The following is a 22,058-nucleotide window of genomic DNA, read 5'->3' on the forward strand; positions in this document are numbered from 1 at the left end:
TTCTGCATGGAACAAAACAAGAAATACAAGCTGTTGGGCTTTACCCGCTCGGATGTGATTACGGCTAACGTCATGGTGCTGGCGACCGGCAAGCATATCAGCATCGGCCTGCCCGAGCTGGAAAGCAGCGAAATCACGGATGATTTTAACCGGCATGAACTGAAATCGCTTTATCGTCGCCTTTATGGCGATAACAGCACCGTGACCTCTTACGATATTGGCGACAGGCATGAACGCTCCTGGTACGCCTATCTGATCATCAGCATTGCGCTGACGGTTATTTATACGCTCAGCACCGTGAGCGGCGTGAAACCCGTGCTGATCCCCGTGGTGAATTTCGTGGTGCCGCCCGCCATTTTTTTCTATCCGCTCTCGTTTATCCTGGTGGATATTATCAACGAGTTTTACGGCCTGAGAATGGCAAGAAGAACGATATTTATTTCATTTATTTCTAATACGCTGTTTGTGGCGGGCCTGTGGCTGACCAGCCTTTTACCCGGTCTGAAAGAGTGGGAGCTGAATATCTCCTACGCCACCTTTGTTAACAGCATTGTCTCCGTACTGTTCGCCTCTTCGGCCGCGTATCTGGTGTCGGAAAATATTAACTCGCTGATCCTGTGCAAAATAAAAGAGCTGACCAATTCGCGCTTTCTTTTTGTGCGCGTGCTGACCAGCAACGTTATCGCTTCGGCTCTTGATAGCGTGATTTTCTGTACGCTGGCTTTTCACAACGTGCTCAGCATGGCGACGATTAAAACCATGATTATTTCGCAGTTCATTATCAAGCTGGGCTATGCGCTGCTGGGCGTTGGCCCTATTTACGCTACCCGTGAACTGTTCAGACGCTATATCAATAAAGAAAAACAGGTTAACCGTGCAGAGGAAGTAGTATGAAAACAGAGGAAATTACGCTGCTGGGCAAAAGCACCGGCTATGTTCAGCATTATGCGCCGGAGCTGCTGGAGGCGCTGCCGCGGTCGCGCGGTCGCCAGGAAATCGGCCTGACGTCGGCGGAGCTGCCCTTTTCCGGCTTCGACCTGTGGACGGGCTTCGAGCTTTCCTGGCTTAACGCTAAGGGCAAACCCGTGGTGGCTATCGCCGAATTCTGGATCCCGGCCACCAGCCAGCATCTGATCGAATCAAAATCTTTTAAGCTTTACCTGAACAGCTTTAATCAGACGCGCTTCGCCGCGCCGGAAGAGGTCGCCACCACGCTGGAAAACGATCTGTCGCGGGCGGCCGACGGCAGCGTGAAGGTCAAGCTCTATCCCGATTTAAACGGCTACGCCGCTTTTACCGCAGCGCTGCCCGGCGAATGCATTGACCATCTTGATATCGCCGTGGAGGATTACGATTTTTCTCCGCAGCATCTGCAGGATGCCGCCTCCGGCGATGTTGTGGCCGAAACGCTCTCCTCAAACCTGCTTAAGTCTAACTGTCTGGTGACCAATCAGCCCGACTGGGGCAGCGTGGTCATCCATTATGAAGGCAAGCGGATCGAGCGGGAAAAACTGCTGCGCTATCTGATTTCGTTCAGGATGCACAACGAGTTCCACGAGCAGTGCATTGAGCGCATCTTTAACGATATCAAACACTATTGCCGCCCGGAAAAGCTAAGCGTGTTCGGCCGCTACACCCGCCGGGGCGGGCTGGATATCAATCCGTTCAGAAGCGATTTTGAAGCGCAGCCGACCACGGGCCGCCTCGTCCGTCAGTAATGCCCGCCAGGCGCCCGTTCCTGTTTATTACGCTGCAAAATGGCTGTCTCTCTACACGCCCAGCCTGTCGCGGATGCTGTAATAAGCCGCGCCCATCGCCGTAAGCGGAATACGCATATTGCGGCCGCCGGGGAACGGATAGTGCGGCAAGCGGGCAAAGGCGTCGAAACGTTCGGCGTCGCCGCGCAGCACTTCCGAAATCAGCCGACCGGCCAGATGGGTACAGGTAACGCCGTGCCCGCTATCACCCTGCATATAGTAGATGTTGTTTTCCAGGCGGCCGAACTGCGGCATCCTTGAGAGCGTAAGCAGGAAGTTGCCTGTCCAGCGGTAGTCGATTTTTACTCCTTTCAGCTGCGGGAAGGTTTTCAGCAGCTTCGGCACGATCAGCCGATCGATATCCTCAGGATCCCGCGCGCCATAGACCACGCCGCCGCCGTACAGCAGGCGATGGTCGGCCGTCAGCCGGAAGTAGTCCAGCAGGTAGTTGCAGTCCTCCACGCAGTAGTTGGAGGCGAGCAGCGACGCGGCCAGCTCTGCGCCAAGCGGCTCCGTGGTCAACACCTGCGTGCCGCACGGCATACTGCGTTTCGACAGCGACGGCTCCAGTTTGCTGCCGAGATAGGCGTTGCCCGCGACGATAACATAGCGCGCCGTAACCTGGCCCTGCGCCGTTTTTACCACGGCCGGGCTGCCATGCTGGATCTCCACTACCGGCGACTGCTCGAAAATCCGGCCGCCGTTCAGGACTATCGCCTGCGCTTCACCAATCGCCAGATTTAGCGGATGCAGATGGCCGCCGCGCTTGTCCAGCAGCGCGCCGACGTAGCGATCGCTGTCGATCTCCTGGCGGATCTGCCCGGCGTCCAGCAGCTCCAGCTGGTCGTTGCCGTAGCGTTCCCAGTTCTGCTTCTGCTCCTCCAGCGTGGCGAACTGACGGGCGTTCAGCGCCACGAAAAGGCCGCCCTGCTGATAGTCGCAGGCGATGCCGTAACGTTTAATGCGCTCGCGAATAATATCGCCGCCTTCAAACATCATGCTGCCCAGCATTCTGGCGGCATCTTTGCCGTAGCTTTTTTCAATCACGTCCACGTCGCGGCTGTAGGAGTTGACCACCTGACCGCCGTTGCGCCCGCTGGCACCAAAACCGACCTTCGCCGCTTCCAGCACCACGACCTGGTAGCCGTTTTCCGCCAGATGCAGCGCCGAAGACAGCCCGGTGTAGCCTGCACCAATGATGCAAACGTCGCAGGAGATCGGCTCCTCCAGCGGCGGAAACGGCGTGTAGGCGTTGGCGCTGGCGGCATAGTAGCTTTGCGTATGTTCAGTCATGCTTACGGCTCCAGAGAGATCCAGACGGATATCGGTTCGGTGAGTATTTGCGGCGCGACCCGCGCCCGTTGCCGCTCTGTATGGCGTCAAAAGGCGCGGGAATGCACCGTCGTGGTTCACAGGCCCGCGCGGCAGCGGCCGTCAGGCATCAGAAGGTGGTAGGCGTATGGGCGCTGATAATGCGGCAAATTTTTGCCGAGGTGTTGCTGAAGCTGTGCGGAATGCCGGTGTTAATGGCGTAGCTTTGCTGCGCCACCAGATGATAGCTCTGACCGTTGAATTTCAGCACGACTTCCCCTTCCAGCAAGGTGCCTATCTCTTCCCCCTGATGCTTGATGCGCTCTCCTGTGGTGGTGCCTGGCTGATAAGTTTCAATCATCATCGCCAGCGTGCGGTTCGGCGCGCCGTTATGGATAAGCTTCATGGAGACGCCCTGACTGCCGATCTCAATCAGCTCGTCAGGATTAATCACCACCTGAGGCTCGTCCGGGATCTCCGGCTCCGCAAAAAATTCGGACAGCGACAGCCCGTAAACTTTTAGCAGCTTTTGCAGCGTGCTGATGGCCGGGCTGACCTTGTCCTGTTCAATGGTGCTGATGGCGCTGTGTGTTAATCCAGACAGTTCGGCAACCCGGCGCTGTGACAGACCCAGTTGCTGGCGGATCCCGGACAAACGCTTGCCTGGTGCCAGGCCGTCATTGTTCATAAACGCATTTCCTTCAATGTGAGTCAGAGCTGCTGCTTTTCAGCGTGATGCTGCTGACATGCCGTGATAAAGCCTTCAAGCAACAGGCGCGACAGCGCATATTCGCTGCTTTTCCATTCCGGGTGCCACTGTACGCCCAGCGCGTAGGGATGATCGAGCACGCTGACCGCCTCCGGCAGCCCGTCCTGGGAGTACGCCTCCACGCGAAGCCGCGGGCCAAGGGTTTTTGCGCCCTGCCCGTGCAACGAGTTTACCCAGAATGTTTTGCTTCCGGGTATCAATTGCGAAATTAATCCGTCCGGCTGGATTTTGATCTCATGCGAGGGCGCATATTGCTGATCTATTGGCAGATCCGGGTCCTCACGATGCTCAAGAAACTGCGGATGGTCGCAGAGGCGACGGTAGAGGGTACCGCCCGTCGCGACCACCAGCTCCTGCAAACCGCGACAGATGGCAAAAATGGGGATGCGCCTTTCGAGCGCCTGCGCAATCAGCGCGATGCTCAGAAGATCTCGCCCGGGATCGGCGGCAGGCTCATCGCCGTTTTCACCATAATGGTGCGGCTGCATATTACTGGGGCTGCCCGGCAGCAACACGCCGTCCAGCAGCGGCATCACGCCTGCCAGCAATTCCGGCTCTGCCAGCGCGTGCGGCAAGGCGATGGGTAAACCGCCCGCGTCCAGAACCGCATTCAGGTACTTATCTTGCAAGGTATGACTTTGTTGGCCTTTGACGGGGTTGCTGCACATCACCACCCCGACAATCGGCCTGTAAAATATATCGACCATGCTTCACCTCTTGTTTCGGACTGAATTTTTTACAAAAGCGTCTGAAATTACCTGAAATGCGCAATATTTCCGCTGACTGGTATTTTGATAACCCTTTTTTAAATCAAATGCAACATTTGACAAACAATTTGTTTCCGTCCAGATTGTTTTTGTGTGCATTATATTTAACAACGTGAATGCGATCCTGTTATCCCCTACCAAGCCAACAGCGGTGAATCATGGAAACTAACCTTGTAGCAGTGGAAAACTTTAAGCAGCCGGAAGAGAGACGGAGCAGCGCCTTCGCCAGAGAGGTCGAAGCCTATCTGAGCCGCTATCCGGATACCCATTACGTCGATGTGATGCTGACCGATCTTAACGGCTGTTTCCGGGGCAAGCGCATCCCGGTGGCGGCGCTGCGTAAGCTGGAGAAAGGCTGCTATTTCCCCGCCTCCGTTTTCGCGATGGATATTCTGGGCAACGTGGTGGAGGCGGCGGGCCTGGGCCAGGCATCCGGCGAACCCGACCGCATCTGTGTGCCCATCGCCGGGACGCTGACGCCCTCCGCCGCCGATCCACAGACCATCGGCCAGCTGCTGTTGACGATGCTGGACGAAGATGGCGCTCCCTTTGACGTTGAGCCGCGAAATGTCCTTAACCGCCTGTGGCAGCAGCTACAGCAGCGTGGACTGCATCCCGTGGTAGCGGTAGAGCTGGAGTTCTATTTACTGGATCGGCAGCGTGACGCCGAAGGCTATCTTCAGCCGCCCTGCGCGCCCGGCACCCAGGATCGCAATATGCAAAGCCAGGTCTACTCCGTGGATAATCTCAATCACTTTGCCGACGTGTTAAACGATATCGACGAGCTGGCGCAGCTGCAAAAGATCCCGGCGGACGGCGCGCTGGCGGAGGCGTCGCCAGGCCAGTTCGAAGTTAACCTGCACCATACCCGCAACGCGCTGGAGGCGTGCGATCATGCGCTGGCGCTGAAGCGCCTGATCCGGCTGGTGGCGGAAAAACATCATATGCACGCCACGTTTATGGCCAAGCCCTACGAGGAATACGCCGGCAGCGGCATGCATATTCATATCAGTATGCTGAACGACCAGGGCGAGAACGTGCTGGCCGACCGGCACGGCAACGACTCCCCCCTTCTGCAACGCTCGCTGGCCGGGATGATCGAGATGATGCCCGCCTCCATGGCGCTGCTGGCACCTAATATCAACTCCTATCGCCGTTTTCAGGCAGGCATGTATGTGCCGACGCAGGCTTCCTGGGGCCACAATAACCGCACCGTCGCCCTGCGCATTCCCTGTGGCGATCGCGATAATCATCGCGTGGAATATCGGGTCGCGGGCGCGGATGCCAACCCTTATCTGGTAATGGCGGCCATTTTTGCCGGGATCCTGCACGGTCTGGATAACGATTTGCCGCTGCCGCCGAAGGTCGAGGGCAACGGGCTGGAGCAGGACGGGCTGCCATTCCCTATTCGTCAGAGCGATGCGCTGTGGGAATTCGCCCAGCACGAGGCGCTCTGTGCTCAGCTCGGCGAACGTTTCAGCCACGTCTGGCACGCCTGCAAAAGCAACGAGCTAACGCAGTTTGAGCGGTTGATCACAGATACGGAAATTGACTGGATGCTGAAAAACGCCTGATGGCATCCGGCCTCAGGAAGAGCCTCGCCCATGCGCCCCGTCTGGAAACGAGCGCGCTCTCTGCCGGTTTTCCGGCCCGTACCGCCTGTCGCCGAAGGAAAAAAAGCGGCGGCGGAACGCCCTACATCATGAGGTTCGGAAATGGTGCATCTGCCCGTCCCGTATACCCTTAAGCCGCCCACGGCTGTTCTCTCAGCGCCGCCGCAAGGGGGCTGCTAATGGCTGCCGTCACTGAAGAAAGCCCGGCCAAACCGGGGCTGAGAAAATCCCTTAAGCTCTGGCAGATTGTGATGATGGGGCTGGCCTACCTGACGCCGATGACGGTGTTCGATACCTTCGGTATCGTTTCCGGTATCAGCAACGGCCACGTTCCCGCTTCCTATCTGCTGGCGCTCGCCGGCGTATTATTTACCGCCGTCAGCTACGGCAAGCTGGTGCGCCAGTTCCCCGAAGCCGGTTCCGCCTATACCTATGCGCAGAAGGCGATCAATCCTCACGTCGGCTTTCTGGTCGGCTGGTCGTCGCTGCTGGACTATCTGTTTTTACCGATGATCAACGTGCTGCTGGCGAAGATTTACCTTTCGGTCCTGTTTCCGGAAGTGCCGCCCTGGATATGGGTAGTGGGTTTTGTGGCGATCATGACCGCCGCCAACCTGAAAAGCGTCAGCCTGGTGGCGAACTTCAATACGCTGTTTGTGCTGGCTCAGGTCGCGATTATCAGCGTATTTATTTTTCTGGTGATCCACGGTCTGTATCGCGGTGAAGGCGTCGGCACGGTCTGGTCGCTACAGCCTTTTATCAGCCAGAACGCGCACCTGCTGCCGATTATGACCGGCGCGACCATCGTCTGCTTTTCGTTTCTCGGTTTTGACGCCGTTACCACGCTCTCCGAAGAGACGCACAACGCCGGGAAAACCATTCCGCGCGCCATCTTTCTGACCGCGCTCTACGGCGGGCTGATTTTTATTGCCGCCTCGTTCTTTATGCAGCTCTTTTTCCCCGATATCAGCCGCTTTAAAAATCCCGATGCGGCGCTGCCGGAAATCGCGCTCTACGTCGGCGGCAAGCTGTTTCAGTCGATTTTCCTCTGCACCACTTTTATCAATACGCTGGCCTCCGGCCTGGCGTCTCATGCCAGCGTTTCCCGTCTGCTGTACGTAATGGGCCGGGATAATGTCTTTCCGGCCAGGGTGTTCGGCTACGTGCATCCCAAATGGCGCACGCCCGCGCTTAACGTGATTATGGTCGGCATCGTGGCGCTTTCCGCCCAGTATTTCGACCTGGTAACGGCGACGGCGCTGATTAATTTCGGCGCGCTGGTGGCCTTTACCTTTGTGAATCTCGCCGTATTTAACCACTTTTACCGCCGCGAAGGCCGCAATCGCACCTGGAAGGAGAAGCTGCATTATCTGGTGTTGCCGATGGTGGGCGCCGCCACAGTCGCGGTACTGTGGATCAACCTGGAGGCGACATCGCTGACGATGGGGCTGATTTGGGCAGTGCTCGGCGTGCTTTATCTGGCCTGGCTGACCCGCCGTTTTCGCCAGCCGCCGCCGCAGTTTAACAAGCTGCGAGCGGAAACGGGCGGGAAATAAGGCAGAACATTTATGGCCGCGTGATGCAGCCCGCTTTGGGCGTCAGTAGATGAAAGGTCTGTCGAAATATGCCCGGCCGCGTGACGCAGCCGGGAATGTCTTAGGCTTTCAGGATCGAGGTCAGAATGGTTAGCGAGCGGCTGAACTGCTCGTCCGGAATGGTCAGCGGATAAAGGAAACGGATCACGTTACCGTGCACGCCGCAGGTCAGCAGGATCAGGTTCTGCGCCAGCGCTCGCTGCTGAATATCGCGGGCAAAAGCGCTGTCCGGCGCGCCGGTTTCAGGATGATTGAATTCCACTGCAATCATCGAGCCGCGTCCGCGTACCTGAGCGATGGCGGGATGGCGGGTGCCGATAAGGGCTTCGCTGAGGGCCGCGCCAAGCCTGTCGGCACGCTGGCACAGCTGCTCTTCCTCAATGATATCCAGCACCGCGTGGGCCGCCGCTACCGCGATTGGGTTACCGGCATAGGTGCCGCCCAGCCCGCCAGGACCCGGCGCGTCCATCACTTCGGCGCGGCCAACCACGCCGGAAATCGGGAAACCGCCGCCCAGGCTTTTCGCCATTGTCAGCAGATCCGGTTTCGCATCCGGGTAGTATTCGCTGGCGAACACCTTACCGGTACGTGCAAAGCCCGTCTGGATCTCATCCGCCACCAGCAGAATGCCGTGCTCGTCGCACAGGTGGCGCAGCGCGCTGACAAATTCCGGCGGCGCGACGTTGAAACCGCCCTCGCCCTGAATCGGCTCAAAGATAATGGCGGCGACTTCCTGCGGCGCGATATCGCAATGGAAAATATCGTCCAGGCTTTTCAGCGCATCCTCCACGCTGACGCCGTGCAGCTCGTTGGGATAGCGGGCGTGGAACACCGAGCCGGGAAAAGGGCCAAAGCCGGTTTTATAGGGCGCGACCTTGCCGGTCAGCGCCATCGTCATCATGGTGCGGCCATGAAACGCGCCGGTAAAGGTAATGACGCCGGGACGCCCGGTCGCGGCGCGAGCGATTTTCACCGCGTTTTCCACCGCCTCCGCGCCCGTGGTGAAAAAAGTGGTTTTCGCTTTGCCCGCTATCGGCGCCAGTTCGTTCAGGCGCTCCGCCAGCGAGATATAATTTTCATAAGGAATAACCTGGAAAGCCGTATGGGTAAAACGGGTCAGCTGCTGCTGCACGGCAGCGATCACTTTCGGATGACGGTGCCCGGTATTCAGCACGGCGATCCCCGCCGCGAAGTCGATGTATTCGCGCCCCTGCGTATCGATAAGCGTGGCGTTTTCAGCCTGCTCGACCAGAAAATCGCACATTACGCCCACACCGCGCGGTGTGGCGTCCAGACGGCGCTGACGGATGGAATCGTTCATGTTTTACTCCTCGTTACGGGAAGCCGGGTTGTACCTGAATTACCTTGATTTTTAGCGCTGATGGGGTGCTATTATCCAGAGCCAGTTTTGACTATTTTAGGGAGCCACTTTGCGCACACTCGTCGGTGATCTGGTCGCCTGCCGGCTTGGACAGACGGCCGCAGGCACGCTGGGCAAGCGTCTTTACGACGCCTTACAGCAATCCATTCAGAAAGGGATGCTTGCGCCCGGTACTCGCCTGCCCGCCTCGCGCGATCTGGCCGCCGAACTAGGCGTATCGCGCAATACGGTGATGGCCGCTTATGAGCAGCTACAGTCGGAAGGCTATCTCACCACCCGCGCGGGCAGCGGCACCTTTGTCAGCGCCAGTCTGCCGGAAAGCGATCTTTCGGCGGTGGAACGGATCGTTTCCGCCGACGTGCCATCAGGGCAGATCGCGCTTTCCCGCCGGGGCGAGCAGCTGCTGAACCGCGCCGGCGCCAGCCAGCGTCAGTGGGGAGCCTTTATGCCCGGCGTGCCGGACGTACGGCATTTTCCGCATAAAACCTGGCATAAAATCACGCGCCGCCTGAACCTGCGGCTGCCGGTAGAAACGTTGAGTTACTCGCAGCATGGCGGCTACGCGCCGCTGCAACATGCGCTGGCGGATTACCTGCGCGTGGCGCGTTCGGTTAAATGCACGCCGGAGCAGATCCTGATCGCTTCCGGGACGCATCAGTCGCTGGATCTGCTGGCGAAAATGCTCTGCAATCCCGGCGATCGGGTCTGGGTAGAAGAGCCGGGCTACTGGGGCCATCGCAGCGTGCTGGAAATCAACGGCCTGGAAACAGTGCCGATTGCGGTAGACGACGAAGGCATGACGCTGCCCGCAGGCGTCGCGCCGCCACGGCTGATTTGCGTAACGCCTTCCCATCAATATCCGACCGGCGCCGTGATGGGCCTGGCGCGTCGTCAGGCGCTGCTCCGCCAGGCGCAGGCCTGGGGCAGCATTATCATCGAGGACGATTACGACAGCGAGTTTCGCTTTGGTGAAAGCCCGGTACCGGCGCTACAGGGGCTGGCGCAGGATGAAAACGTCATCTATCTGGGCACCTTCAGCAAAACGCTCTATCCGGGGCTGCGCACCAGCTATATGGTGGTGCCCGACTCGCTGACGGCCCGCCTGAAAGTGGCCCATTCCGAACTTTACCGGGGCGGCTACGGCCTGACCCAGCTGGCGCTGGCGGAATTTATTCGTGAAGGCCACTATGCGGCGCACGTACGCCGTATGCGACAGCTTTACGGCCAGCGACGCGAGGCGCTGGTCGGGACGATCCGCCGGGAGCTGGGCGCGGAATTTATCGGCCAGGACAGCCATGCCGGCCTGCATCTGATCCTTGCGCTGCCGCCGGAAATTGACGACGTCGCCCTCGCTTACGTGCTGGAGCAACAGGGGATCTGGACTCGCCCGCTTTCGGTTTACTACAGGGGCGAGGCGAAAAGACGCGGCCTGATCCTCGGCTACGCCTGCGTAGAGGCGGAAGCAATGACGGAAACCTTTATGCCTGTCGTCCACGCCCTGCTGCCGCTGTTAGCAAAATGATCGGTGTCGGTAAGCTTTTCCGCCTGAAAAAACGCCCGCCCGGTGCAGGGTAAAAGAGAGCGACAGGCAGCGCATGGTCAATGACTTCCGGCCATTTTTCGGTAATTTATTTAAAAGGAATAAATATATAGATAATAAATAATTTAAATCACAAATAAATAATACTCACCATTCAAACTCACCCCGTTATTAATCATTCCAATATTTACCACCTGTAGTGCGCAATAAACTCCTGTTAAATTCATTAATAAGAAAGCACTGACAGGGATGCGCCCTTTATATCCAGGCTATTCGTGCGGATATATTCTATTCAGGAATTTTCGCCCTTTACGCAAGCGGCAGAGATAAATATATTAACTCCGCTGTATTAACCTTATATACAAGGAGAAAGTAATGAGAGAAATCAGCCATAATGAAGTACAAATGGTTAGCGGCGCTGGTCTGACTGACGTTATCACCGGCCTGAACTCGGCTATGGAAAATGTCTCAACCAAACTGCAAACCACCGTTGATGCTATTTCTACCACGACGGATAGCTGGAGCATCAAAAAACTGACGCATCAGGCTATAGGATTGTCTCGCACCTATGCGAAGCTTTCCTTCCTGTCGAATATCCTGACCGGATTAACTACCCCAGCCGACAGCTCGTCTGCCGCGTAGTTTTGCGTGAAGGATCTGAATAAGGCAGGCCACCGGTCTGCCTTCATGCTTTTATGCCTTTATGCCTTTATGCCTTTATGCCTTTATGCCTTTATGCCTTTATGCCTTTATGCCTTTATGCCTTTATGCTTTTATGCCTCTATATGATTTCAGCCAACTTTTCGTAAATTGCCCGTATTTCCGTCTCGCTCAACACGTTGTCCGCCGTGAAAAAGGAGAGGATTAACGCGCGAAAGTCGGTAAAGGACGCGGCCTCCTGCTGCCTTTTCTCCTCTCCGTAGACGGTAAGATGCCGGTTGAACAGATTGGTTTGCTGCCCGTTTATTATTTTCGCCATCATCAAATTATGGCGAAACAGCGACTCGTCATACGTGGCAACAAAGTGGCTGGCGACAAGAATATCCGCCTGTTCGCAGGCGCCATCGGCAAACCGATACATCAACCGCCAGCTGCCGCCGCTTTTCATCGACAGCAGCCACTCTTCCTGGCTGAACCGCTCAAGACGGTAACCCTGCTGTTCGCCCGCCTCCAGCCGTAAAGGCGCGGTCAGGCTGACGCCGCCAAAACCGACATCCGCCAGATACCGCACGCCGTCGAGCGCCACGGTTAACAGCATATGCGTTTGCGGCGTCGCGTCCGGCTTATCCTGTCCCCACAGCACGCGTGCAAGGTGCGGCGTAACCCTGAAGCCAATTTCTTCAAGGATTTGTCGCAACAGCAGATTATGCTCAAAGCAGTAGCCTCCCCGCTGTTTGCTCAGCAGCTTGTCGGCAATCTTCTCTACGTCGATACTGACCGGCCTGCCCAGCAAAACCTCTATGTTTTCGAAGGGAATAAGAGCAGGCCAGCGCTGATGTAGTGCACTAAGGGTGGCGAAATCAGCAGACGGCGACGCGGAAAAACCAGCCAGCGCCGCAAAGCGGGAAAAGTAGTGATAGTTGTTCATAGCAACTCGTTCATGATGTTAAACCACCATGTTAGCAGTTTTGCCGCTGCCGGCTATTTTCGCAGGCCGCCGGGTTGATGGAAAACGTTCAATCCTCTTTCTTTTGTCCGCCTGTAACGGCAAAGGCGTTAACCTGGCGAAAAGGCGCCGGAAACGTTAAGCTCGCCGCCACCACTTCAGTAAAAACAACCTGTATGAAACGCAAAACTATCGCCATTGTAGCTTTGCTGGCTATCGTCGGCGGGCTTTATCTGACCTTCCTCCCTCCGGAGCAGGATCCGCACTATTATGCCGCCGCCTGCGTGGCGATCAAGGATATGCATGACACGCCAGACTCGGCAGATTTCCCTGACAAATTGCGCGAAGTGATTACCAACGAAAACGCTTCCTACGCGGTGGACAAAGTAGCTTTCGACAAGCATTCGGCACAGGGCGCAATTCAGCGTTACCGGCAGCTCAGCGAGCAGGATAAAAACCGAACTCGCCAAAGCATCGACGACTGTTTAAGCGTCATGCTGCCCAAAAACACCGACTAAAGGGCCGGCGGCCTGCCGCTGACGGGCCGTTAGTCACTCAGGTTATGGATTAACTTTGTTACAGCATCTTTCACTACGTTCAGGGAATAAGGGCAAACGGGTAACAGAGCGCTGTTACATATTCAGCCAATCGACTCAGCTTGTTACGGATCTGAAAGCGCTGCACTGTGTCTTCTTATTTGCATCTTTTTTGCAGCGGAACGGCTACCCACAGTTTCGGTAAACGCGCATATTTTTACTACCAATATAAATCACGTTTATTAAGATTTTCTGTAAATCTGTACACACCATGTAACCTCTGAACCTGCTATTAATAAGAAAAAAAAGTGCCCGCCGCGCCCATTAATTAACGCCACTTAACTTGCCTTATACGCATTTATCTGTAAATCAACGGGACGGCACCTTTTCCGATAGTTCCGCGTTAAAATAATCTTATTAAAATTATCATAAAGTCATTTGCTATCGCCTGCCAAGAGTGAAAGGGAAAATGCAAGCTGAATACTATTATGTGACCCAACGACCAGAACAAATGGATTTTCATCTGTTACACCGCCGAGGCTGCCAGAAAATGCCCGGGAAAAATAAGCTGGCGTTTATCGGCAGCTGCTATGCCCCTCTCCAGGCATTAACCGTGGCCAAAGCCCGGTTTGGCAACCGCGTAAAAGCCTGCTACTTCTGCTGCCAGGAACATCATGAGCGCGCAACCCCTTTTATTTCTTCTCGTCTGTAAATAGCGCTTCGAAACGCTCATGCAGATAGTCGGTAAAACAGCGGATCCTTTTTGGCGTCTGTCGGCTATGAGCATAAACCGCATAGATATCCGCTGAAGGCAGCTGATATGAAGTGAGCACCTGAACCAGCTTGCCGGCCAGGATCGCTTCGCGTGCATCCCACCACGAGCGCAGGATCAGACCATGGCCATCCAGCGCCAGGCGCATGGCAACCTCACCATCATTTGTGGTCAGGCTTCCCTGTACTTTCTGCCGATGCTCTTTACCCGCCTTGCTGAATCGCCAGATAGCGGCATCCGACTCATGCTGGCGCAGCACAATACAATTATGCTGCGCCAGATCTTCAACGCGCTGTGGTACACCATAACGGGCCAGATAGTCCGGCGAGGCGCATACCACGCGATAATTAGCCGCTATACGGCGTGCAATCAAACGGGAATCCGGCACGCTGCCTACGCGGATATCCACATCTATACCTGCATTAAGGAAGTTCAGCGGCTGGCTGGATAGCTGTAAATTAAGCGTTAACGCCGGATGTTGCGCGGCAAAATCTGAAACCAGAGGCGCAACGTAACGACGTCCAAAACCAAAGGAAGCGTTGATATGTAAGGTGCCGTGTAGCATAGCGCTTTCGCCGCCCAGCTCCTCTTCCAGCTGCGCCAGCTGGCTGAGGATCGGCTCCGCGCCTTCGGCGTAAAGCAGCCCTTCCGGCGTCAGCTCCAGGCGTCGGGTAGTTCGTCTGACCAGCTGTACGCCCAGCTTCTCTTCCAACTGCGTCAGTCGTTTACTGACGGCCGGCAGGCTTAATCCCAGTTCCCGGGCGACCTCCGTCAGACTGGTCAGTCTGGCCACGTGGGTAAAAAAGCGCAGATCCTCGCTGGTTGTCGCCAACTCTTTACCTTTAGTTAACATTGCATTGAATTCCAGGCTAATTATTTAACCATAATGCTGCAATAGACTCAGGGCGAAAAGCTAACTTTCCAGGAGATGCGCAATGTCCGTAGCAAACTACAAAATTGCCGTGATCCCCGGTGACGGGATCGGCAAAGAGGTGATGCCGGAAGGCGTAAAGGTTATCAGCGCCGCCGCAGAAAAATTCGGCATCGTGCTGGAGTGGGTCTGGTTTGATTTTGCCAGCGCGGACTATTATCAGCAGCACGGTAAAATGCTGCCGGACGACTGGTTTGCCTTACTTAAGCCGTTTGACGCTATCTACTTTGGCGCCGTCGGCTGGCCCGAAATCGTGCCGGATCACGTCTCGCTGTGGGGCTCGCTGCTCCAGTTCCGCCGCCAGTTCGATCAGTACGTTAATTTGCGTCCGGTGAGGCTGCTGGCCGGCATCAAATCCCCGCTGGCCGATCGCCAGCCTGGTGACATCGATTTCTACGTGGTGCGTGAGAATACCGAAGGCGAATACTCCAGCGTTGGCGGAACGATGTTTCCCAATACGGAGAGAGAAATTGTTATTCAGGAAACGGTAATGACCCGTACCGGCGTGGACCGCATTTTAAAGTTCGCCTTTGAGCTGGCGCAAAAGCGTCCGGCCCGCCATCTGACTTCCGCCACCAAATCCAACGGCATTGCCATCACCATGCCGTGGTGGGACAGTCGCGTAGCGGCGATGCACGAGCATTATCCCGACCTGGCGGTGGATAAATACCATATTGATATTCTGACGGCGCACTTTGTCCTGCATCCGGACAGGTTCGATGTGGTTGTCGCCAGCAATCTGTTCGGCGATATTCTTTCCGATTTGGGGCCGGCCTGCACCGGAACCATCGGTATTGCGCCTTCCGCTAACATTAATCCTGAACGTACCTTTCCCAGCTTATTCGAACCCGTACATGGCTCTGCACCGGACATCGCTGGTCAAGGCATCGCCAATCCGATAGGTCAAATCTGGTGCGGCGCGATGATGCTTGAGCATCTGGGCCATAGCGAGGCGGCGGAAGCAGTGGTAGCAGCCATAGAACGCGTGCTGAGCAGTGAAGATAAAATACGGTTAACCTCGGACATTGGCGGTACGGGGAAAACGGCAGATCTGGGCGCCGCTATCGCCGCCGCGCTGTAAATAAGGGAGGAAAAAGGCGGCCTTTCTCCTTTTTGCTATTTTACTGAAGGTGGAAAATTATTCTGTGCAACTATTGTAAAAATAAAAAAATATGAGACTATTCCCATTAAAAACACCAACTAACTATGAGCTATAAAATATCAACCATTAATTCAGGCCTGAGAATAATCCTGGCTGGCAGGCCAGATGACTTCACTAACCTGAACCATTAGTAAAAACGTTATTTTTAATTTTTAACCATAGCCTGACACTAACGTATGACAATAACTAAGGAAAAATTTAATTTTTTTTAGTTACCGGAATCGACAAGTGTTAAAAAAAGCCGTCATGATTGTGAATCATTAGCAGTAATGGCAGAAATTATCTAATATTTTATTCTAAAATATCAGGCTAAAATAGATTTTCCGTTTGATGATCGACTTACCCCTTTTGACGAAATAAAAACCTTAAACACCTGCATGCATTGATATAAAAAACCACAAAAAAAACCTTAAGTAGCCATTCCCCCCTTTAATTAACAAATAATACCCCCTTTATAAAAGAATAAAGTAAGTGTTGAGATGGATTTATCTCAACAGTTACTATAGCCGCACTCAGGAAAGAGTTTCCGTTTGACACGTTTTGAAAAAATCGGTCTGGTTTTCATGGAGGAAAGGTAATGGATTGGGAAAGCGCAAAAGTCTACGGTTACATGATTGAGCCCGACATCCAGGTTAATATTAACCAGAGCCGGATCATTAATATCAAACTACTGGCAAACGAAAAGGGCACCAGCGCAATAAAATTAAGAAAAACCATGATGCGCCTTTTTATTTACCTGCTGGAAAATGCCGACAGTAAAGTTATCGGCAATGAAGAAATATTAACCAATGTGTGGGACAAGTATGGCCTGAGCTCCTCATCACAGCGGCTCTGGCAGGTCATGCACTGCCTGAGAAACAAACTTTCAACGCTTGGTATTGCTGAAGATTTTATCACCCGGACAGAAGAGGATCACGTCAGGGGATTCTGCATTAATAAAGAGCGCGTCACGCCTATTTACTACTTCGACACTAAGAATTTGTAGATAAAACCACTGCAAATACTTCCCCTCAGGGAAAAATAACAATCCCAACGACAAGATGGGATTTATTTTAACATGATGAAAATAAGGATGTTCAATGAAAAAATTGCTGATTGCTGCTGCGCTGGCAACCGCGTTTACCGGCGTGACTGCCCAGGCGGCTTCTACAGACTCTTCGGGCACCATTACCTTTAATGGTGAACTCACTGCCACCACCTGTAAGGTAAATGTAAACGGTTCAGGTAATTCAGACGGTGATGTTACCCTGCCGACGCTTGAAACCTCTACTATGTCCGCGCAGGCTGCTACCGCAGGTGATACACATTTTAATATGGCACTGACGGAGTGTAAGCTGGCAAACGATATGACAGAAGTGTCGGCTTTCTTCCAGTACGGTTCTACCGTTAATACTAACGGACGTCTGACAAACCAGAGTACGGCTACGGAAAAGTCAAACGTCACGCTGGAGCTATTAGATGCTAATAGCACTACTCTCAATGTTATTGCCGTCGGTGATGATAGTCAAAAAGCCAATGCGTCTTATAAAGAAGTGACTTTAGATGCTAACGGAGTTGGCAGCGCATCGTTAGATTACGTCGTTCGCTATTATGCGGAAGATGCCGCCGCTACCGCAGGTAAAGTTAGCAGCAGCGTGGTTTACGCTCTTCAGTATAAATAAAACCTCCCCGCAGAGAGACGCCGTCTCTCTGCTTTTTACAGAAGGTTAGTATGAATAAATTTTCTCGCTTATTTTTGTCCGGTTTAAACGCTTCTTTATTGCTGGCGTTTAGCTACACGGCTTCTGCCAGCGTAGTGATTACCGGCACCCGGGTTATTTATCCCTCAGACGCCAGAGAAGTCAGCGTAAAATTAGCCAATAAAGGGAAAAAGCCGGTGCTAATCCAGAGCTGGATCGATGACGGCGATGTAAAAGCCAAACCGGACACTATCCATGTGCCTTTTGTCCTGACGCCGCCTATCAACCGCGTGGAGCCGGAGAAAGGCCAGACGCTGCGTATCAGCTATACGGGAAAGCCGCTGCCGGCCGATCGGGAAAGCATCTACTGGCTGAACGTTTTGGAAATTCCGGCTAAAAACCCGTTGCTTAAAGACAGCAACCTGCTGCAAATGGCCTTTCGCTCGCGTATTAAATTCTTTTTCCGTCCCGTCGGTTTGAAAGGAAACGCTAACGATGCCGCACAAAAAATTGTCTGGAAAAAAAACGGGCAGCAGCTGATAGCCAATAATCCTACGCCTTATTATATCTCGCTGACCAATATAGTTATTAACGATAAAAATACCGAGGCAGATACGATCGCGCCTTTTTCTGAAGCCAGCTTTACTGCCGCAGCAAACCCTGGGGAAAAAATAAAGGTAAATTATATCAATGATTATGGCGCCTCTATCAGCGTCGATGCGCAAGTCAATTAATGGATATTCTACTCTACGTCATCGGGACAGATTAATGACGCTTAATCAGGTTTTTTATAAAAAGGATTTTTATGGAAAACGCCTCGCCACAAGGAAAAAGATGGAAGCAAGCGCAGCTGGTGTTGCTCCTTCCTTTTATTTCTTCAGCCTATGCGATCGAACCTTCCCCTTCTGCACCGCAGGAAGTTGCCAAAAATGTTGAGTTCGATCCTACATTTCTTAACGTCAGCGACGGCAGCGCTATCGATCTCGGCCGCTTCGCTAACGGTGCGGCGGCGTTGCCCGGCATCTATCGAACGGCGGTTTACGTTAATAATGACCTGCTGGGAAATTACGATATTGAATTCAGCGCCGATAAGAACAAAAACGTTCTGCCCTGCTTAAAAGAAGAGCTGATAAAAAGAATCGCCTTCGATGCAGGCCGGATACCCGCAAATTTTTTTGAGCAGGATGAGCGCGGCCGGGGCTGTTACGATCTGAAGAAAAAAATTCCCGAGATCGCCGTCAATTACGACAGTAACGAACAGCGGCTTGATATTATCGTTCCGCAAATTTATATGGCGCGAAACGCGCGAGGAGCGATAAGCAAGGACCGCTGGGACAGCGGCATTCCGGCAGCGCTACTGGCTTATAATGCCAGCGCCTACACCAGCGAAAGCGGGGGAACCCGCTATCAATCCGTCTATGCCAGCATCCGGGCGGGATTAAATATCGCCAGCTGGTATCTGCGCCATAACGGCAGCTGGAACTGGGTTGAGCACGGCCAGAAAAAATATAGCGCCCTTAATACCTATGTGCAGCGGGATATTCCCGCCCTGGAAAGCCGTCTGCTGGCTGGCCAGGCGAATACCTCAGGCTTGCTGTTTGAAACGCTGCCTTTTTCCGGCGTACAGCTGGCAAGTGATGAAAGAATGCTGCCGAACTCGCTGCGCGGCTATGCGCCAGAGATCCACGGCGTGGCGCGCACTAACGCCAGGGTGACCGTACGTCAGGGCAGCCAGGTTATTTACGAAACCACCGTGCCGCCGGGCGAGTTTCTAATTAACGACCTCTATCCCACCGGCTACGGTGGTAATTTAGCGGTCACCGTTCGCGAGTCTGACGGCAGCGAACAATATTTTGAAGTGCCCTACTCCTCTGTCGCCCAGCTGCTCAGGCCGGGCAACAGCCGCTACTCCGTTACCGCCGGCAGGCTGCGCAGCAGCTCGCTGTCGGAAAAGCCCGCCCTTTATCAGGCTACGCTGCAATATGGCCTGACCAATATGCTTACCGCCTATGGCGGTTTCCAGGCGAGTCAGAACTACTATGCGCTGCAATCGGGCCTGGCGCTTGGTACCGAAATCGGCGCTTTTGCGCTGGATGCCACTCAGGCCCGCACCCATCTGGGCGGGACTGCCGAAGATACGCCGACATCCATGAGCGGGCAGAGCTTTCAGCTCAGCTACAGCAAAACCGTCAGCGCTACCAGCAGCAAAGTGTCGCTGGCGGCCTACCGTTTTTCCACCAGCGGCTATATGGGATTTATGACGGCGATGCAGACGCGGGAAGCGGTTGCCGACGGGCTGTCAACCAGCGCAATCTGGCGCGCCAAAAACCGTTTTATCGCTACGGTCAGTCAAGGGCTGCCGGAACGCTGGGGAACCCTTTACGCCAGCAGCTCGCTACAGGATTACTGGAACCGCGACGGCAACAGCAAGCAGTACCAGCTGGGCTACAACAATCGCTATAAAAATCTCTCATGGGGTCTTAGCGTTAACCGCACCTGGACGCTGTACGGCGAGGCCGAGAACAACTATCTGCTGAACTTCAGCCTGCCGCTGGGCAACAGCAGCAGCTACACGCCCCAGCTGCGTGTTGATTTAGCGCATAACAGCAACGGGCGAACCTCAGAACAGGCAGCCATATCCGGCACGGGCGGTAAGCTTGGCCAGTTTTCTTACGGCGTCAGCGCCGCCAACGCCAATCAGGGCACGGGCAGCAGCGGCACGGTTAATGGTACATGGCGCAGCGCCGTTTCTTCTTTGAGCGCTTCGTACGGCAAAGGCAGCAACTATTACAGCGCGTCTGGCGGGATGAGCGGCACCGTTATTGGCCATTCCGGCGGCGTGACGCTAACGCCTTACACCTCCGATACCTTCGCGCTGGTCGAGGCCAAAGGCGCCCAGGGCGCCAGCGTTTCGTCCTATCCTGGCGTTCACGTTGACTGGAACGGCTACGCTGCCGTGCCCTATCTGGATCCCTATCAGCTGAACGAAGTCACGCTGGATCCTGGCGGGGCCGCCAGCGATGTGGAGCTGGATACCACCTCGCTGAAAGTAGCGCCGTTATCAGGCGCCGTAGTGAAGCTGAAATACGGCACGCGCAGCGGCACAGCGGTGCTGATTGCGGCCACCTTCCAGGGTGAGCCTGTGGCCTTCGGTGCCGAGGTGCTGGACAGCAAGGGCAACCATGTCGGTACCGTCGGCCAGGGCGGCGAAGTCTATGCACGCGTCCAGGCGCAGCGGGACAAGCTGCGTGTTAAATGGGGAGACGCGCCGGATATGCAATGCAGCCTGAGCTATATCCTGATGCCGCAGGCGGAAACCGACCGCCAGCGTGAAATACCGCGTTTTGAAAGCGTTTGCGAAGCCATTGAAAAAACCGCGCAGCCAGAGGGAACCATGGCAGAGGCGCCGCCGACATCCCGTCAAAGTCACAGTTAATACGGATTGAAGACATGAAGAGTCGTTTAATACAAAAATATTGCCGGTCCGCCCCGTTACTCGCTCTGCTGGCTATGGCCACGGTCTGGAGCCAGCAGGCTTTTGCCTTGAGCTGTAGCCTGCAAAAAGGCTATGGCGTTATGAATTTTACGCTGCCCTTACAAAGCAGCAATCTGACCATCGGGCCAGGGGTCAGTAACGGCACCGTTATTTATCGCCAGTATTTTAAGCCCTCCCGGCCTACAAATATTTATTGCGATAATACACAGAGCTATCAACCCACTATTAACTGGTATTACAGCGATCTGCCTAACAATGCGTCCGACTGGTCAGACAGCTCGTTTCGCGCCGGCAAAGTGTATGAAACCGGCGTAGCGGGTATAGGCATAGCTATTTATACCTATAACCTGACCTACTATTCCGTTCCTTTCAGCTATCAGCCATGGCAGGGAGAAACTCAATACGACAGTAACGTTTGGCAAGCGCAAGGCGGCTTTGAATTTGACGTGGTGCTGATTAAAACCGGCACGATCACACCCGGCACGCTTATCGGATCGCAGCTGCCTACGGTGAAATATGATTTTGAGGCGCCGGGTATTTCGGCGATAAATTTAGGGAGCCTGAACTTTTCCGGGGCGATAAATATCGTTTCGCAAACCTGTCAAACGCCGGACGTCACCGTCGAGATGGGAAAATATGACATCGCTGAGTATTTTACGGGAACAGGGAAAACCACCGAATGGAAAGATGCCACCATTAACTTAGTTAACTGCCCTCGCTTTTACGGGACGCTGAACGACGGCAGAAATACCTGGACTTCCGACAACGGCGCCAGCGGCATGGGTGCTATCACCAACAACATTTTAAATCTGACGCTGTCACCTAATACCGCCATTATCGACAGCGCTAACGGTATTCTTGGCATAAAAACGGGCAGCGGCAGCGCCACAGGCGTCGGCATTCAGATGGCTTATGGCAATAAATCTGATGCTTCTCCCTTGCTGGTAGATTTTGCCAGCAGCAAGGATTACAGCATGCAAAACAGTGCGGCGACCACGCAGTCTATGCCGCTTGTCGCTCGTTACATTCAGACCGAATCGACCGTAAGTGCAGGAAGAGCAGATGCGACCGTTACATTTACCATTAACTACTACTGAAAAAAGCGAGGTTTTTTTTCAGCTGTAACAGGGACAGGATAAAGAG

At 54.4% G+C, this 22,058-nt stretch carries 19 protein-coding genes; 13 read left to right on the top strand and 6 right to left on the bottom strand.

Translation table 11 applies throughout. The features are described 5' to 3' along the window. The first annotated feature begins 6 nt into the window (after positions 1–6). Entirely contained in the window at positions 7–894 is an 888-nt protein-coding gene (locus tag AB6T85_RS16885; RefSeq protein ID WP_253458470.1) for a queuosine precursor transporter, read from the top strand. Further along, positions 891–1,718, top strand: a complete 828-nt coding sequence (queF, locus tag AB6T85_RS16890) for an NADPH-dependent 7-cyano-7-deazaguanine reductase QueF (RefSeq protein WP_253458467.1) — start codon at positions 891–893, stop codon at positions 1,716–1,718. The genes AB6T85_RS16885 and queF overlap by 4 nt, the downstream gene beginning before the upstream one ends. Positions 1,719–1,769: 51 nt before the next feature. Here the strand turns inward: queF and AB6T85_RS16895 are convergent, their stop codons facing one another. From AB6T85_RS16895 to puuD, 3 genes are all read right to left on the bottom strand, one after another. After that, positions 1,770–3,050 carry an NAD(P)/FAD-dependent oxidoreductase gene (locus AB6T85_RS16895; protein WP_369896233.1) on the bottom strand — a complete coding sequence of 427 codons (1,281 nt, stop codon included), beginning with the start codon at positions 3,048–3,050 and terminating at the stop codon, positions 1,770–1,772. A 148-nt stretch (positions 3,051–3,198) separates the two neighbouring features. Next, positions 3,199–3,756: an HTH-type transcriptional regulator PuuR gene (gene puuR / locus AB6T85_RS16900; RefSeq protein ID WP_253458460.1), complete on the bottom strand. Its 558-nt coding sequence runs from the start codon at positions 3,754–3,756 to the stop codon at positions 3,199–3,201. A gap of 23 nt (positions 3,757–3,779) precedes the next feature. Then, positions 3,780–4,544: a gamma-glutamyl-gamma-aminobutyrate hydrolase gene (gene puuD / locus AB6T85_RS16905; protein ID WP_301250593.1), complete on the bottom strand. Its 765-nt coding sequence runs from the start codon at positions 4,542–4,544 to the stop codon at positions 3,780–3,782. A gap of 218 nt (positions 4,545–4,762) precedes the next feature. On the opposite strand from puuD, the gene AB6T85_RS16910 reads away from it, so the two are divergent. Then, the gene (locus AB6T85_RS16910) at positions 4,763–6,178 is read left to right on the top strand and encodes a glutamine synthetase family protein (RefSeq protein ID WP_253458453.1); all 1,416 of its coding nucleotides are present in this window, start codon (positions 4,763–4,765) and stop codon (positions 6,176–6,178) included. Positions 6,179–6,396: 218 nt separating this feature from the next. Beyond that, complete coding sequence (locus tag AB6T85_RS16915) at positions 6,397–7,773, top strand: APC family permease (RefSeq protein WP_301250594.1); 1,377 nt, start codon at positions 6,397–6,399, stop codon at positions 7,771–7,773. Between the two features lie 100 nt (positions 7,774–7,873). Here AB6T85_RS16915 and AB6T85_RS16920 read toward each other — a convergent pair whose 3' ends face one another. Next, positions 7,874–9,133: a 4-aminobutyrate--2-oxoglutarate transaminase gene (locus AB6T85_RS16920; RefSeq protein ID WP_253458447.1), complete on the bottom strand. Its 1,260-nt coding sequence runs from the start codon at positions 9,131–9,133 to the stop codon at positions 7,874–7,876. 109 nt (positions 9,134–9,242) lie between these two features. Here AB6T85_RS16920 and pdxR point away from each other — a divergent pair, with 109 nt between their 5' ends. Beyond that, entirely contained in the window at positions 9,243–10,715 is a 1,473-nt protein-coding gene (gene pdxR, locus AB6T85_RS16925; protein WP_301250596.1) for a MocR-like pyridoxine biosynthesis transcription factor PdxR, read from the top strand. A 393-nt stretch (positions 10,716–11,108) separates the two neighbouring features. Next, positions 11,109–11,375 carry a hypothetical protein gene (locus AB6T85_RS16930; protein ID WP_253458441.1) on the top strand — a complete coding sequence of 89 codons (267 nt, stop codon included), beginning with the start codon at positions 11,109–11,111 and terminating at the stop codon, positions 11,373–11,375. A gap of 139 nt (positions 11,376–11,514) precedes the next feature. On the opposite strand, the gene AB6T85_RS16935 is transcribed toward AB6T85_RS16930, so the two are convergent. After that, positions 11,515–12,321, bottom strand: a complete 807-nt coding sequence (locus AB6T85_RS16935; protein ID WP_369896236.1) for an arylamine N-acetyltransferase family protein — start codon at positions 12,319–12,321, stop codon at positions 11,515–11,517. A gap of 194 nt (positions 12,322–12,515) precedes the next feature. Between AB6T85_RS16935 and AB6T85_RS16940 the strand changes: the two genes are divergently transcribed. Beyond that, the gene (locus AB6T85_RS16940; RefSeq protein WP_369896238.1) at positions 12,516–12,857 is read left to right on the top strand and encodes a hypothetical protein; all 342 of its coding nucleotides are present in this window, start codon (positions 12,516–12,518) and stop codon (positions 12,855–12,857) included. A 710-nt stretch (positions 12,858–13,567) separates the two neighbouring features. On the opposite strand, the gene AB6T85_RS16945 is transcribed toward AB6T85_RS16940, so the two are convergent. Then, the gene (locus tag AB6T85_RS16945) at positions 13,568–14,500 is read right to left on the bottom strand and encodes a LysR family transcriptional regulator (protein ID WP_301250598.1); all 933 of its coding nucleotides are present in this window, start codon (positions 14,498–14,500) and stop codon (positions 13,568–13,570) included. 82 nt (positions 14,501–14,582) lie between these two features. On the opposite strand from AB6T85_RS16945, the gene AB6T85_RS16950 reads away from it, so the two are divergent. From AB6T85_RS16950 to AB6T85_RS16975, 6 genes are all read left to right on the top strand, one after another. Further along, positions 14,583–15,659, top strand: coding sequence for a tartrate dehydrogenase (locus tag AB6T85_RS16950; RefSeq protein ID WP_369896239.1), 1,077 nt, complete (start codon positions 14,583–14,585; stop codon positions 15,657–15,659). 658 nt (positions 15,660–16,317) lie between these two features. Then, complete coding sequence (locus AB6T85_RS16955; protein WP_253458423.1) at positions 16,318–16,725, top strand: winged helix-turn-helix domain-containing protein; 408 nt, start codon at positions 16,318–16,320, stop codon at positions 16,723–16,725. A 94-nt stretch (positions 16,726–16,819) separates the two neighbouring features. Then, the gene (locus tag AB6T85_RS16960) at positions 16,820–17,401 is read left to right on the top strand and encodes a fimbrial protein (RefSeq protein ID WP_369896240.1); all 582 of its coding nucleotides are present in this window, start codon (positions 16,820–16,822) and stop codon (positions 17,399–17,401) included. 50 nt (positions 17,402–17,451) lie between these two features. Further along, on the top strand, positions 17,452–18,153 hold the full coding sequence (locus tag AB6T85_RS16965; RefSeq protein ID WP_301730033.1) for a fimbrial biogenesis chaperone: 702 nt from the start codon (positions 17,452–17,454) through the stop codon (positions 18,151–18,153). Positions 18,154–18,224: 71 nt separating this feature from the next. Further along, positions 18,225–20,855, top strand: coding sequence for a fimbria/pilus outer membrane usher protein (locus tag AB6T85_RS16970; protein ID WP_369896241.1), 2,631 nt, complete (start codon positions 18,225–18,227; stop codon positions 20,853–20,855). 14 nt (positions 20,856–20,869) lie between these two features. Next, complete coding sequence (locus AB6T85_RS16975; RefSeq protein WP_301730030.1) at positions 20,870–22,012, top strand: fimbrial protein; 1,143 nt, start codon at positions 20,870–20,872, stop codon at positions 22,010–22,012. The last annotated feature ends 46 nt before the right edge of the window (positions 22,013–22,058 follow it).

Source organism: Erwinia aeris, from assembly GCF_041224955.1.
In the GTDB taxonomy this organism is placed as follows: Bacteria; Pseudomonadota; Gammaproteobacteria; order Enterobacterales; family Enterobacteriaceae; genus Erwinia; species Erwinia aeris.